The sequence below is a fragment of the Arthrobacter sp. TmtSoilC51 genome (genome assembly GCF_055388015.1).
Map to the genome: position 1 here is coordinate 3509679 of NZ_AP035877.1, position 14584 is coordinate 3524262.

General features: G+C 60.9%; 8 protein-coding genes. 2 read left to right on the top strand and 6 right to left on the bottom strand.

Features of this window, described 5'->3' with window-relative positions:
• Positions 1-48: 48 nt before the first annotated feature.
• Genes ACZ5G6_RS16025 through ACZ5G6_RS16035 form a run of 3 tightly spaced genes read right to left on the bottom strand, consistent with a single transcriptional unit; the run spans position 49 to position 2740 of the window.
• Positions 49-1035: a Gfo/Idh/MocA family protein gene (locus ACZ5G6_RS16025; protein WP_223933590.1), complete on the bottom strand. Its 987-nt coding sequence runs from the start codon at positions 1033-1035 to the stop codon at positions 49-51.
• Entirely contained in the window at positions 1035-2126 is a 1092-nt protein-coding gene (locus tag ACZ5G6_RS16030) for a DegT/DnrJ/EryC1/StrS family aminotransferase (protein ID WP_223933592.1), read from the bottom strand. Before ACZ5G6_RS16030 ends, ACZ5G6_RS16025 begins: the two co-directional genes overlap by 1 nt.
• Complete coding sequence (locus ACZ5G6_RS16035) at positions 2123-2740, bottom strand: acyltransferase (protein WP_223933593.1); 618 nt, start codon at positions 2738-2740, stop codon at positions 2123-2125. The genes ACZ5G6_RS16030 and ACZ5G6_RS16035 overlap by 4 nt, the downstream gene beginning before the upstream one ends.
• Before the next feature lie 171 nt (positions 2741-2911).
• Here ACZ5G6_RS16035 and ACZ5G6_RS16040 point away from each other — a divergent pair, with 171 nt between their 5' ends.
• Complete coding sequence (locus tag ACZ5G6_RS16040) at positions 2912-7087, top strand: type VII secretion EssC family protein (protein ID WP_498686506.1); 4176 nt, start codon at positions 2912-2914, stop codon at positions 7085-7087.
• Here ACZ5G6_RS16040 and ACZ5G6_RS16045 read toward each other — a convergent pair.
• Positions 7084-7494 (bottom strand): hypothetical protein, encoded by a 411-nt coding sequence (locus tag ACZ5G6_RS16045; protein ID WP_498691909.1) that lies wholly within the window; start codon positions 7492-7494, stop codon positions 7084-7086. The two genes, ACZ5G6_RS16040 and ACZ5G6_RS16045, sit on opposite strands and share 4 nt — an antisense overlap.
• A 337-nt stretch (positions 7495-7831) precedes the next feature.
• Here ACZ5G6_RS16045 and ACZ5G6_RS16050 point away from each other — a divergent pair, with 337 nt between their 5' ends.
• Positions 7832-8080, top strand: a complete 249-nt coding sequence (locus ACZ5G6_RS16050; RefSeq protein ID WP_003804966.1) for a WhiB family transcriptional regulator — start codon at positions 7832-7834, stop codon at positions 8078-8080.
• Between the two features lie 115 nt (positions 8081-8195).
• Here ACZ5G6_RS16050 and ACZ5G6_RS16055 read toward each other — a convergent pair whose 3' ends face one another.
• Positions 8196-9665 (bottom strand): sensor histidine kinase, encoded by a 1470-nt coding sequence (locus tag ACZ5G6_RS16055; RefSeq protein ID WP_223933596.1) that lies wholly within the window; start codon positions 9663-9665, stop codon positions 8196-8198.
• A gap of 32 nt (positions 9666-9697) precedes the next feature.
• Complete coding sequence (locus tag ACZ5G6_RS16060; protein WP_498686509.1) at positions 9698-14554, bottom strand: NAD-glutamate dehydrogenase; 4857 nt, start codon at positions 14552-14554, stop codon at positions 9698-9700.
• Between the last annotated feature and the right edge of the window lie 30 nt (positions 14555-14584).

Below are 14584 nucleotides of genomic sequence, written 5' to 3' on the forward strand. Positions count from 1 at the left end.
GCTGGCACGTGGCCAGCCTCCCCCAAAGGCGTTGCTTAATTTGGCGGATCAGAGGGTGATGACGGAGCCTGATTTGGCGGAGTCCAGCACGGCCTCGGCAACCCGCAACGTCTCAAGGCCTTCAGCCATCGTGACGATATTCATCGACTTTCCGAGAACTGCATCACGGAATGCCTCATGTTCCATTTTCAAGGGCTCGCGCTTGGCCAAGGCGAAACGGGTCGAGGATCCCTCCGATACACCCCGGAAGGCCGCGACGGAATCCCAGTCCGTCTGGAAGGTTCCGTTCTCCACGAAGGTCAGGTCGGCAGAAATAGTGTCGGCGATGAAAGCGCCACGTTCGCCCAGAACAACTGTTGTGCGTTCCTTCATCGGTGACAGCCAATTGACGATGTGGTTGGTTACGACGCCGCTCTTGAGGTGGCCGATGGCTGTAACCATGTCTTCATGCTCCCGGCCACTACGCGACGTGGTATGCGCTACGACATTCACGAAGTTGCTCTGCGCGAGCCAAGCGGTGAGATCGATATCGTGCGTGGCGAGGTCCTTGACCACCCCGACGTCAGCGATACGTGCGGGGAAAGGTCCCTGCCTCCTCGTGCTGATCTGGTAAACGTCACCAAGATCACCATTCCCGAGCCGCTCGCGAAGGCTCTGCAGTGAAGGGTTAAAGCGCTCGATGTGGCCGACGGCGCCGATGAGTCCTTTGGCTTCAAAGGCCCGGGCAATGCGTCCGCCCGACTCGGAATCGTTGGCGATCGGTTTCTCGACGAGGCAGTGGATACCGGCCTCAGCGAGCCGCAGCGCCACTTCCTCGTGGAGGATGGTCGGCACGGCAGCCACTGCCATGTCGATTCCCTGCTCGATCAATTCTTCGACCGTGTTGTAGACAGTCAGCCCATCGGCAACATTGTGTGGATCACCGAACGAATCCGCAACAGCAACGAGGTCAACGCCATCAAGCTCGCGGATAACGCGGGCATGATGGCGGCCCATCATACCCAGACCGATGAGGCCTGCGCGGAGGTTTGCCACTAGCTTCCTGCCTTTGCGATGGCGTTGACTGCCGTCACGATGCGGTCCAGGTCGTCCTGGCTCAACGATGGGTGCACCGGGAGGGACAGGACGCTGGCTGCAGATTCTTCAGTTACGGGCAATTCATCTGATGTCTGGAAAGGGGCAAGGCGGTGGTTCGGGATGGGGTAGTACACTCCGCAGCCGACGTTGTATTCCTCACGCAATGCCTTTGCGAAACCGTCACGGTCCTCGGTAATGCGGATGGTGTACTGGTGGTACACGTGCTCATACCCCTCGGCTACCTTCGGGGTGATGACGCCTTCGATGTTGGCATCAAAGAATGCCGCGTTTTCCTGCCGCGTCTTCGTCCAGCCTTCGACCTTCGTCAGTTGGACGCGCCCGATGGCTGCATGGATGTTGGTCATGCGGGCGTTGAAGCCAACCAACTCATTCTCGTACTGGCGCTCCATGCCCTGGTTGCGCAAGAGGCGGAGGCGGCGTTCGACGTCGGCCAGGCCTGTGCTGACCATGCCACCTTCGCCGGAGGTCATGTTCTTCGTTGGGTAAAGGCTGAACATAGCGAAGTCGCCGAAGGTTCCGACCTTCCGGCCGTTGACAGCAGCACCATGAGCCTGGGCTGCATCCTCGAACACCTTAACCCCATGCTTTGCGGCGAGCGCTCCGATGGCATCGACGTCAAAGGGATGGCCGTACAGGTGGACCGGCATGATCGCGGCCGTACGGTCAGTAATCTTCGACTCAACGGACGCAGGATCAAGCGTGTAGTAGTCCGGGTCAACATCGGCAAAAACAGGTGTGGCTCCGGTCAGCGCGACCGAGTTGGCCGTTGCTGCGAAGGTGAAGGAAGGAACAATGACTTCGTCGCCGGCGCCAATGCCGGCGGCCAGCAAGCCAAGGTGCAGGCCCGAAGTGCCTGAGTTGACGGCGACAGCTGCGCGGCCGTCCAGGAGTACTTGGGAAAATTCCTGCTCGAAGGACGCAACCTCCGAGCCTTGGGCGAGCTGGCCGGAGGCCAAAACTGCCTCGACGGCCTTGCGCTCGTCGTCGCCGATGATGGGTTTGGCGGGGGGAATGAATTCGGGGCTCATGCCTCTACCTCTCGAAGGGTCTCGTTCTGTTCAACATATGTGGCGCCGGTTTCCGGGCATACCCAGTTCTCGCCATTGCGCTGCAGCGGGAAACCCGCCTTACCAACCCACCCGTGCCGTCTGGCCGGAACCCCGACCATCAGCGCGAAATCCGGAACATCTTTGGCGACAACTGCTCCTGCGGCGACGGTGGCCCAGCGTCCAATGGTCACGGGAGCGACGCATACTGCGCGGGCACCAATGGACGCTCCCTCACGAATGGTGACGCCCACAGGCTCCCAATCATGTGCACTCTTCAGGCTGCCGTCCGGACCGACCGCACGCGGATAGGTATCATTCGTCAGCACTACTGCCGGGCCGATGAAGACACCGGCTTCAAGCTCTGCGGGCTCGTAGACAAGTGCATAGTTCTGCACTTTGCAGTTGTCCCCCATCTTGACGCCGGTGCCGATGTAGGCACCGCGTCCTACGATGCAATTGACGCCCAGCTCGGCTTTCTCGCGGACCTGGGCCAGATGCCAGATCTTGGATCCATCACCAATTACCGCCTCGTCTGAAACATCGGCGCTCTCTGCAACCACTATCACCGGTGAAGGTCCCTTCTCATTGAGCACACGCGACAACGAGTCTCATCTTAGCCGAGACGCCATGCCCTCGCGTCAAGGCGATGCCCGCGCTGGTATAGCCAAAAGTTGTCCACATAGCCCAGGCAAGGGAGAGCCTTCACCGCAGAAATTCCATAGCCTCAGTTCTGGACGGCAACCTCAAGGCAGAAAGGAATGGCGATGACCTTGGAGTGCACGCTGGTTCGCGGCCCGGATGCCGCGTCTCCCGCGCCCCCGGAAGAGCTGACAATCACCGTTGCTCGCGGCATGCCCGGCTCAGAGCTTCAGTCACAATTGCAGGAGGCCCGAGGGGTCGGTCGCTTGTCGGTTGCCGGGGAAGACTTGTCTGCCCTGATCGTGGGAAACCCACCACTGGTTTCTGGTGCGGTCCTGGTGGAGGGCGGGTCCCCGCCGGGAAAGACAATGCTTCCGGCACCGCCGCTCTTGCTCCTGGCACATACCGGGCCAGGAGCCGGTTCAGTCTTTGCGCTCCAGCGCGGTCACCACCGCATTGGGCGCGGCCCTGCCGACATCTGCGTCCCAGATCCCGGGATGTCCCGGGAACACGCCGTGTTGGAGGTGTCCAGCACCGCCTTGAAAGTCGCGGACACAGGGAGCCGGAATTCAGTGTTTGTTGATGGGGAGCCTGCCCGGCAAAGGAAGGTGACATCATCGTCGAGGATTCTCTGCGGCAACACCACCTTCACTATCGTTACGCCAAATGGCTCGACGCCCGGAATTCAAGCCGACGCCGGCCGTTCTGTTGAGGAGCCGCTCGAAGTCCAGCGTCGTAGGGGTTCCCTGAACCGGTGGTCGATTGCCGCCTCGGCAGGGCTGCCGCTCGTGGCGGGCGTTGGTCTTGCCCTCGCAACCGGAATGTGGATGTTCCTCGGGTTCACGGCCGTTTCTGCCGTCAGCCTGATTGTTCCCATGATCGCCGGCAAGAAAGAACGCGCGGAGTTCAAGCTTGCCGTTGCGACGGCGGCCCGGGAGGACGCCGAACGCCGCCGCCGATGTTCTCCGTCTGCGGCAGACATCATCGTTGCCGCCTTGGTTCCGGCAGGGGGCGGGGATTTGACGCCTTCGGTACACGTTCCATCGCCCAGCCCGGAACTAGGTCTGCCTGCTTCATCACCCCAAGCGCCGGCCTCCGGGTCCGGAACGTGGGTCCGCCTTGGAACCGCCCCTACGGATGCCAATGTTCGACTGGTCCCTGCAGATCCCCTTTTCCGTCCGCCATCAATCGGCGCCATGCCGGTAACGCTGGGCCCGCACTCCTCGACGGTTGCGTTGCACGGCCAGACGGAGCATGTCGATGCAATGATCCGTTTCATCCTCATGCAACTTGCAAGCTTCCCCGCGTCGAGGGACACGCCGATCATCCTTCTCGGGCCCATCATCCGGCTGCCCCTCAGCGCCCGCTTCCTGCCAAATCTGACGATTGCAACAAATGACGCGACTGCTACGGCAGCTTTCCGAGGGTTCAAAGGAATCCCCAAAGGCACGCTCATTGTTCTCGAGGACTCACGGGGCGGGGCGGGCCGCGATGCCGCACTCCTGGATGCCGCTCTGGAGGCCTCGTGGCAGGTGTTGCGATACTGCGGTCCCCTCGGCGGAGCAACTGGCGTGGCGATTGAGATAGGGCAGTCGGGTACATCAGCAGTTCTGCAGGCCTACGGTGAGCGCCGACAATTCATCCCTGACATGGTCCCGCTGAAGGCTTTCGATCAGTTTTGCCGCAGGGCGACGTCCCAGGAGCATTCGGAAGATCCTGCCAATGCCAGCATTCCTCCATCGTGCTCTTTGGATGACGTGCTTCCAGTCGGCCCTCGAGGCATACTCCGGCGATGGGCTGATGAGAACACAAGACACGAGCTCACCGCGGTTCTGGGGCACGGCAGGAACGGCTCTTTGTCCTTCGACTTCCATCTGGATGGACCGCATCTCTTGGTAGCGGGAACAACCGGTGCCGGGAAGTCTGAGCTGCTGCGGACCATCGTGTCGTCTGTGGCCCTGAATCACCCGCCGAGCAAGGTGACGTTTTTGTTCGTCGACTTCAAGGGCGGCTCCGGGCTACGCCCATTGATTGGGCTTCCGCACTGCGTAGGCTTTTTAACTGATTTGGGAAGCGGCCATCTTGACCGGGTTCTTACTTCCCTGCGTGGCGAGATTCGTCATCGCGAGGAGTTGTTTGCAGCGGCTGGGACTTCTGACTTGTCAGCGTACCGAAGGTCTGCGCAGCCCACGAAGCTGGCTCTCCCCCATCTGATGCTGATTATCGATGAGTTTCGGATGCTGGTGGATGAAGCCCCAGAAGCTCTTCGTGAGCTCATGCGCATTGCCGCCATTGGGCGGTCGTTGGGTATTCATCTGGTCATGGCTACGCAAAGGCCACAAGGTGCCTTGACCGCCGACATCCGCGCCAACGTCACTTCAAGCATCGCCCTACGTGTCCAGTCTGATGCGGAGTCAGTGGACATCATCAATTCCAAAGCCGCAGCTTCCATCGGCGTAGATGTCCCCGGGCGCGCGTATCTTGTCAGGGCCGCCGGCTCCCCTGAAGAATTCCAGACGGCATCGCTTGCTGTTCCCGCCACGGTGCGCCGCTCGTCCGCAAGGGCAGCAATCGTGCAGTCGGTAGCACAAGCCTTGCATTCCCCGCAGGACATGGATCCATCTGGCGGGAAGTCGTTGGCCCTCGCGGAGGAAAGGGTGGAGGTCGTGGTCTCGGCTATCCGAACCGTCTGGCAATCCTTGGGGCGAGCCCAACCCAGGCAACCCGTTGCGCCACCACTGCCAGCTTCCATTGGGTGGACCGAGGATTTGTCGGCCTTTGGGCTGGCAGGCGAGGAGTTTGAAACCCTGCCGGATGCCTCCAAGGCTGCGGTAGGTCCCTTGGGGATTCTGGACAGACCGGAACGACAGTCGGTTGAGGCCCTGCGATGGTCACCTTCCGATCATGGCCATCTCGCCATGATCGGCAGCAGTTCCAGTGGAATGCACGAATGTTTCAGGGCGGCGTCGGCGATGCTGGCAGCGCATGGGCCCCAACCGCATCTCTACGTCCTGGATGCGACAGGAATGCTGGGAAAGCCCAGGCAAGCGGGCAGTTATGGCGCCACCCTTGGCCTGCATCAGTTGCCGTTGGCGGTGCGGGTTCTTGAGCGGCTCTCTCAAGAAATGGCACGTCGGCGTTTAGCAGGCGAGGACGGGTCGAAGAGTTCCCGATTGGTCCTGATCGTTGCCGGCTGGTGTTCATGGGCCGCAGCGCTTCGATCAGGGCGCTTCGCCTGGGCAGAGGACCTTTTGAGGGACATCATCCGGGACGGAACGCCTCTTGGAGTCACAGTCCTGATATCCGGCGAACGCGAACTCGTCACCTCACGCTTCTTCGCCGCCATCCCCAACCGGGCATTCTTCCCAACAGGCTCCACGGAAGAGGCGCGCTATCACTGGCCTCGGCTTCCGGAGGTTGAGTCCCTCCCGGGCCGCTCTGTTGCCATGGGTGAATTCGTTCAGGGCGGAGCGGCGGTGGCCCATTTCCGTTCGGCGCCAAGCAAGACGGCGTGGCCGTTCGCTGACCTTCAACCTTCAGCACACCCACCCTTCCGGGTGCGGCCACTCCCCGAATCCCTCAGTCGGTCTGATTTCGATGTTGCGATGGCATCTATTCCAGGAACACCACTGCCATCCCCGGGTTCGGCCAAACCCGTTAGCTACAATGCTGAGGCTGAAGACACGGGCCTACGGACATCCCTGGAAACCAGCGTCCTATGGATTGGCATTGGGGGTGACGAATCCGTTCCCGTGTCATTTCCCCTTGAGCCGCGTGGCGTCAGCATTGTCATTGGGGGTCACCGCACCGGGAAGACTTCAGTGTTGGCAGCCCTCACATCTATGAATGCCCATGTTCCATGGGTCTTTCCGGAAGCTGGACGTGCTGCCGGTGCTTTCTGGGCAACCGTGGCGCGCTCTGCAGCTGCGGGATCACTGGATCCTGCAAGCATCCTCCTCGTCGATGACGCCGACGTCCTGGGTACGGAGGGGCGTGCAGCTCTCGCGGCCCTTGCCGGCCAAACACGAGGCGTGATCATGACGGCCACGTCGGGTCCCGCATTGACTCAGCGTTTGCCGCTGGCCGGGGACGTCCAAGCTACTGGCATGGGCCTGATTCTGGCTCCGAGGACTCCACTGGACGGCGACATCCTGGGCGTGAGGCTTGACGTGGAGGATTCGCCGCGTGCCGGCCGGGGCGTGATTGTCCGGGAAAACCGTATGGCGCAGGTGCAGGTGGCGTTCACCACAGGCTCCACGACGAATATCAGCGTTACCGGCAGCGATGGCGGATACAGCTAGAGCGCGCCCTGTGTCCCTCCCACTCGCGACGCATAGGCGATGACGTTCTTTTGGAAGAGAAACACGATCGCCGCAAGCGCGGGCAAAATCATGGCCAACCCGGGCAGAACCAAGCCGCCGGTCATAGTGGGGAAGCCGATGGTAAGGACGAACAACTGAGCCACCAGGGCGGCCGCCCTGGTCCATCTGTACCCGCGGAAGAGGAAATGGCCAACGGCGAACAGCCAGGCCGAGAAAGCCAACAAAAGGCCCAAAGTAAAGACCGCTCCCCAAAAAGTCAGGACAGGAGCTCCGGTGAGTAGTTCGAATGCGTACCACGCGGCAGCACCCAGGAGGGCCAGGGCCTCCAGCACAACAACGATTGAAATGATCAGGATTCCAGGGGGTTTCTTGCCACCGGATTCCATACGCTCGGCCATGGAACGTTCGGACGCAGGCTTCACCGGACCATTGTTTCCATCTGATCCAGAGTTTGGTTGGGCTGGGTTAACTGGAGGTCTTGACACACTGGCACACTACCGGACATAGTCATCTAGCAGTGAGGGCACTGGCGGCTGATGTGATGCATCGCTCACGGATTCAGGGCATTTCAACGACTAATACCCCTTGTTTACAAGGCGTTAACATGAAACGCTTGACTCAGACGACCAAGGGGGCCCATGCGGGCCCCTTTCCTTTGGAGCCTCTCGTGAATGTTTTCACAAAAGGCTCAACTAGTTCTCACGAATGGAGTGACTGATCAGCATGGATTGGCGTAATCGCGCAGCCTGCCTCGACAAGGACCCGGAGCTCTTTTTCCCAGTCGGCAACACGGGACCAGCACTTCTGCAAATTGAGGAAGCCAAGAGCGTTTGCCGCCGCTGCCCCGTCGTGGACACTTGCCTTCAGTGGGCCCTTGAGTCCGGTCAGGATGCAGGCGTCTGGGGTGGCATGAGCGAAGACGAACGCCGCGCACTCAAGCGGCGCGCGGCACGCGCCCGACGCGCTTCCTAGCAGGCTGCTGTACAAGCATTTGAACCATTAAACGCTGAAGGCCGCGGACCACATGGTCCGCGGCCTTCAGCGTTTAACACACAGCCGTGTGAGGTGGCCACGCTGCCGAAAGGCGCTATGCCCGCGCGAGATTAAGGACAATTTCGACTGCGGTACCGCCACCCTCGCGGGGGCTCCATTGAATGGATCCGCCGAGCTCACTTGTGACGAGGGTGCGCACGATCTGCAGGCCCAGGCCTTCCGTGTATTGCCCGTCCGGCAAGCCAACGCCGTCGTCGGCAATTGTCACTGTGAGGAACTCGTCATTTCCCTCGCCTGCCGCACGGTCAGCCAGCAACCATACGGTTCCTGTCCTCCCCTCCAGCCCGTGCTCAACGGCGTTGGTGACCAGTTCGTTGATGACCAGTGCCAAGGGGGTGGCGAAATCGCTCGGCAGTTCCCCGAACATCCCCGACCTTTCGGTGCGGACATGCTGGGAGGGCGAGGCGACTTCGGCCGAAAGCCTGAACTGGCGTCCTATGAGTTCATCGAAATCGACACTCTGCGTCAGGCCTTGGGAAAGGGTTTCGTGAACAAGCGCGATGGTAGCCACCCGCCGCATCGCCTGTTCGAGTCCCTGTTTTGCTTCGTCGCTGACCATGCGGCGCGACTGCATGCGCAGCAGCGCTGCCACCGTCTGGAGGTTGTTCTTCACCCTGTGGTGGATTTCGCGAATGGTCGCGTCTTTGGTTACAAGCTCCATTTCACGGCGCCTCAACTCAGAGACGTCACGGCACAAGACAAGGGCACCAAAGCGGTGCTGCTCGTCACGCAACGGAATGGCACGGAGTGAAAGGCTGACGCCTCTGGATTCGATTTCGCTACGCCACGGCATGCGACCAGTTACCACCAGCGGCAGTGTCTCGTCCACCATGCGTCTGTCCTTCAGCAGTCCGGCTGTCACCTCAGCCAGGGAACGCCCTTCCAGGGACTCCACCTCGCCCAGTCGCCGGAAAGCCGAGACGCCATTGGGACTTGCGTACTGCACGATACCTTCAGCGTCGAGCCGGATGAGCCCATCGCCTACGCGAGGGGCACCCCGGCGGGACCCGGTTGGTGAGGCGAAGTCGGGCCACAACCCGAGTGTCCCCATCCGAAGGAGGTCATAGGCGCATTGGCGATACGTGAGTTCCAGCCTTGACGGCATGCGGGAACTGGACAGGTCCATGTGGGAAGTTACAACGGCGAGGGTCCTACCGTTACGCACCATCGGGACGGCCTCGACCCGCAGCGCCATCTCGCTGCTCCAGCTTGTCTCGCTGGAGCGCTCTATGGAGCGGCTGTTCCACGCCTTTTCCACGAGTGGACGAAGATCCGAGCGGATGCCCTCGCCCACGAAGTCCGCGTGAAACACCGTGTGCGATGTTGACGGACGGACGTGGGCGAGGGCAATGTATCCAAGCTCCGGATGCGGAAACCACAAGGCGAGGTCGGCAAATGCGAGGTCGGCGACCATTTGCCAGTCGCCGACCAGGAGGTGCAGCCATTCGGCATCTCCAGGCCCGAAATCAGCATGTTCCCTGATGGGGTCTGTAAAGATTGCCACTGCACCTCCATTTGCGACGCCGGGACCAGCCCCTAGCGTCGAACGATTGACCTCAAGAGCCTTAATGCTACCGACAGTGAAGCCATGTCGTCGGCCTCGAGCGAATTGACCTCGTCAAACATGGTCTTGGCGCGCCCGAGTTGTTCGGCATTGAGGCCTTCCCACGTCTTCAGGCGGTCCTCTGCAGGGGTGCCTGCCGCGCTCGACTCAAGTACCGACGTCGTCATATCTGCGACGGTTGAGTAGAGGTCGTCCCGGAGCGCCGCACGGGCTAGGGCCTGCCAGCGGTCGTCGCGCGGCAGGGCGCTGATCCGTTCCAGGAGCGAGTCCACGTGGAAGCGGTTGAATACCGTGTAGTAGACATGCGCCACGTCCTCGACGCTGTTGGTTCCGGTCTGGGCAATCCTGGCGATGTCCAGCAGGGCATAGCTCTCGAACAGCTCAGCCCACCTGTGGGCCAGGTGGTCCGGCAACTCCCAGCCACGGGCCTTTTCCAACCAGCCGCTGATACGGACTTTGTCATCGCCTCGCAAGTAGTCCAGCAGTTTGGCCCGAAGCGGCACCATCATGGGCTTGAACGACTTCACGACGTCGGCAATCGGCCGGGATGCAATGCCCTGGCCGAGCACCCATCGGACCGCACGGTCAAGGAGACGGCGGATATCAAGGTGGACTTCGCTCCAGTGCTCGGTGGGGAACGATGCCGGCAGGGCATTCAGTTCCTCAACCATCGGATCGAGATCGTAGATTTCACGCAACGCCACAAATGCCTTGGCTACGGCTACCTCGTTGGCAGACGTTTCCTCGATGGCCCGGAATGCGAAGGTGATTCCACCGAGGTTGATGATGTCGTTGGCCACCACCGTAGCGATGATTTCGCGCCGCAGCGGGTGGGTATCCAGTTCGGCGTCGAACCTCTCCCGCAACTGCTCGGGGAAGTAGGCCCGGATGGTGTCCTTGAACCAGGGGTCGTCGGCCAGGTTGCTGTCCCGGAGGGCACCCGCCAACTCGATCTTGGCGTAGGCGGCCAGGACAGACAGCTCAGGAGATGTCAGTCCCTGGCCCTGCTCCAGGCGCTGCCGCAATGTCTCGGTGGAGGGCAATGCTTCGAGGTCACGCTTGAGGTCGGCTGATTTTTCCAACCAGTCCATGAGGCGCTCGTAGCTGGGGCTCCAGTCCGCAACACGCGTCCGGTCGTTGAGGAGCAGGATGTTCTGGTCGATGTTGTCCTGCAGGACCAAGCGACCAACTTCCTCGGTCATGTCAGCCAGGAATGCCGCGCGTTCGGTGGCCTCGAGCTTTCCGGCTGCCACCATGCGGTCAACGAAGATCTTGATATTGACCTCGTGATCGGAGCAGTCGACGCCCGCCGAGTTATCAATCGCATCAGTATTAAGGATGACTCCCTGCAGGGCAGCTTCAATACGTCCACGCTGGGTCAAACCCAGGTTGCCGCCTTCGCCCACCACCTTGACGCGGAGGTCCTTGCCGTCCACACGGATGGCGTCATTGGCCTTGTCCCCTACAGCAGCGTGGGTTTCCGTGCTGGCCTTGACGTACGTACCGATGCCACCGTTGTAAAGAAGGTCAGCCGGGGCAAGCAGGATTGCCCGAAGCAATTCGGGCGGGCTCAGCTGTGTGGTTCCGTCCGGCAACCCCAGCGCCCTTCGCACTTGGTCTGACACGGGGATTGTCTTGGCCTGGCGTGGGTAGACCCCACCACCTTCGCTGATCAGCGTCCGATCATAGTCATCCCACGATGATCGCGGGAGCTCGAAGAGCCTCTGCCGTTCTGCGTACGAAGCGGCAGTGTCCGGGTTGGGGTCAAGGAAGATATGGCGGTGGTCGAATGCCGCCACGAGCCGGATGTGGCGCGAAAGCAGCATGCCGTTGCCGAAAACGTCACCAGACATGTCGCCTACGCCAACGACACTGAACTCTTCGGTCTGCGTGTCAAGGTCGAGTTCGCTGAAGTGCCTCTTCACGGATTCCCAAGCTCCACGGGCGGTGATACCCATGGCCTTGTGGTCATAGCCCACTGATCCGCCGGATGCGAATGCATCGCCAAGCCAGAATCCATATTCAGCCGCCAATCCATTGGCTGTGTCCGAGAACGTTGCAGTTCCCTTATCGGCCGCCACTACAAGGTAGGAATCATCGCCGTCGTGGCGAACAACGTCCGACGGCGGCACTAGCCTTTCGCCGTCCGTAGTCGTCACGAGGTTGTCGGTGATGTCCAGCAAGCCGCGAATGAAGGTCTTGTAGCTCTCCACGCCCTCGGCCATCCATGCGGCGCGGTCAACTGCCGGGTTCGGCAGCTTCTTCGCGAAGAAGCCACCTTTGGCGCCGGTCGGAACGATGACGGCGTTTTTCACGGTCTGAGCCTTCACCAGGCCCAGGATTTCAGTACGGAAGTCCTCCCGGCGATCGGACCAGCGAAGACCGCCACGTGCGACCTTGCCAAAGCGAAGGTGGACGCCCTCCACGCGCGGGGAGTAGACCCAGATTTCGAACATGGGGCGCGGGAACGGCAAGCCGTCTACCGTGGTGGGATCCAGCTTGAAGCTCAGGTAACCCTTGTTTTGGAAGAAGTTGGTGCGCAACGTCGACTCAATGAGGTTGACGAATGTCCGAAGCACGCGGTCCGCATCCAGCGTGGCCACTTGTTCGATGGCTTCCGCCAGGGCTGCCCTTGCGGCTCCTTGCTGCTGCGGGCGCTTGCTTTCCTCGACGTTGGGATCGAAACGTGCAGCAAACAGGACGATCAGGCCCCGGGCAACATCCGGATTGGCCAGGAGCGTATCGGCGATGAACCCAAAGGAGTTGGTATTACCCATCTGGCGCATGTACTTGGCGTAGGCGCGGAGGACCACTACCTGGCGCCAGTGCATTCCTTCGCGGAGCACGAGCCGGTCAAAGTTGTCAGACTCGACGGCACCCGTGACAGCAGCACCAAAAGAGTCGGCCAAGAGGTCTCCAGTGGCGAGCGGGTCGATGCCGGCCGGGTACTTGAGTCCAAGGTCGTAAAGGAAAAAGTCGCGGTGATCCGCAGTTTCGATTTCGAAGGGCCGCTCGTCCAGAACTTCGAGGCCAAGGTTGTGGAAGTAAGGGAGGATCTGGCTCAGGCTCTTGGGTTCCATCAAGTAGAGCTTGACCCGCGCGTCCTCCTCCAGTGCGTCACCGGCACCTTCGGGAAGGTACACGTGGACTCCGGGTCGGAGTTCCTTGCTCGCTTCCCCTGCCCGTTCGGCCTGCGCTCCGTACTTCTCAAAGCGTTCGATATCCTCCAGGGCGTCTTCAACCTCGTAGTCGACGCGGTAGCCGGGAGGGAAAGCCTCGGCCCAGAGGGCGGACAGCACTTCAGCGCTGTCAGCGGGACGGTTCTCACGAAGAACCTCGGCGATGCCTTCGCTCCAGGACCTCGAAGCACGCATCAGCCGGTGTTCGAGTTCCTCTACGTTGACTTCGGCAAGTTCCGCGGTCCGAGGAAGCCTGATCCTGAAGAAGACACGTGCAAGGGCCGACTCGGTGATCCTCGCCTCGTAATCAATACTCTCCGCCTGGAAGGTCTCGCGCAGCTCCTGCTCGATGCGGAGCCGAACACTCGTGGTGTACCGGTCACGCGGCAGGTAGACGACTGCGGACATGAAGCGTCCGTAAATGTCAGGACGCAGGAACAGCTTGGTCCGGCGCCGTTCCTGGAGTCGCTGGATACCTGTGGCCGTGGCAGCAAGGTCCGGGATTTCAATCTGGAACAGTTCGTCGCGGGGGTACGTTTCCAGGATGCCCAGGAGGTCCTTGCCCGAGTGTGAGTCCATGGGAAAGCCTGCGTTGCGCAACACAGCATCCACTTTGTCGCGGACGATAGGTATGTTGCGGACCGATCCTGTGTAGGCACTGGTGGCGAAAAGACCAATGAAGCGGCGCTCGCCATTGACGTTTCCTGCCGCGTCGAAGCTCTTGACTCCGATGTAGTCCAGGTACGCCGGGCGATGGACCGTTGAGCGGGAGTTTGCCTTTGTGATCACCAATGCCCGCTTTTCACGGGCGCGCTTGCGGCCAGCATCCGTGAGGTGCTGAATCTGCCGCGTGTGGTCGCCCGCACGGAGCAAGCCGAGTCCGCTTTCCTCACGCAGTTCCAGGACGTCCTCGCCGTCTTCGTTCACGAGGTCGTATTCGCGGTACCCGAGGAAGGTGAAGTTGCCATTATCCAGCCAGCGCAGGAGGTCCTGCGCCTGCCTGAGTTCTGCAATCTGTTCCGGGTGTGAGACGCTTCCGAGCGCCTCTGCGAGTTCCAGTGCCTTACTGCGCATTTTCGGCCAGTCCTCAACCGCAGCGCGAACATCGCCAAGGATTCGTTGGAGACCGGAAATCAGTTCTTCGCGGGCTTCCTCACTTACGCGGTCAATTTCGACGGCGATCCAGGACTCCATGTGCGAGGCGTTGTCGCCGTCTCCGAGCAAGTGGGCAACGCTGGGCAACGCTGCGGTGTCGCCGCTGGAAATGCCGATGTTTGATGGGACGCGGGAGACGCTGCTGAGCTCGCCCGAAACGCGATCTCGGGTGACCACAAAAAGTGGGTGCATAACCAACCGAATGGCGCAGTTTTGGCGAACGAGTTCGGCGTTCACGGAGTCAACCAGGAACGGCATGTCATCAGTAACGATGTAAACAACGTTGCGGTCAGCTTCGACGCCGATTTCCACGATGGCATTTCCGGGTCGCCGGGACTGCGCAACTTTCCTGTGTTTGTTGGCCCGGGAAATCAGTAGCTCAGGCGAATATGCCCGGGAGTCCTCCTCTGCGAGATGCTCATAGTAGTCACCAAAGAACCCCTCACGGACAACTGCTGCATCGGACCGATCCTCCACGCTGGATCCTGACGACATTTACAAACGCCTCCATCACATGTTGATTGC

What these genes read in the sequence shown, in the direction of transcription:
- ACZ5G6_RS16045 (WP_498691909.1), bottom strand. Translation starts at nt 7,494, where the DNA reads ATGGAATCCGGTGGCAAGAAACCCCCTGGAATCCTGATCATTTCAATC.
- ACZ5G6_RS16060 (WP_498686509.1), bottom strand. Translation starts at nt 14,554, where the DNA reads ATGTCGTCAGGATCCAGCGTGGAGGATCGGTCCGATGCAGCAGTTGTC.
- ACZ5G6_RS16050 (WP_003804966.1), top strand. Translation starts at nt 7,832, where the DNA reads ATGGATTGGCGTAATCGCGCAGCCTGCCTCGACAAGGACCCGGAGCTC.
- ACZ5G6_RS16030 (WP_223933592.1), bottom strand. Translation starts at nt 2,126, where the DNA reads ATGAGCCCCGAATTCATTCCCCCCGCCAAACCCATCATCGGCGACGAC.
- ACZ5G6_RS16040 (WP_498686506.1), top strand. Translation starts at nt 2,912, where the DNA reads ATGACCTTGGAGTGCACGCTGGTTCGCGGCCCGGATGCCGCGTCTCCC.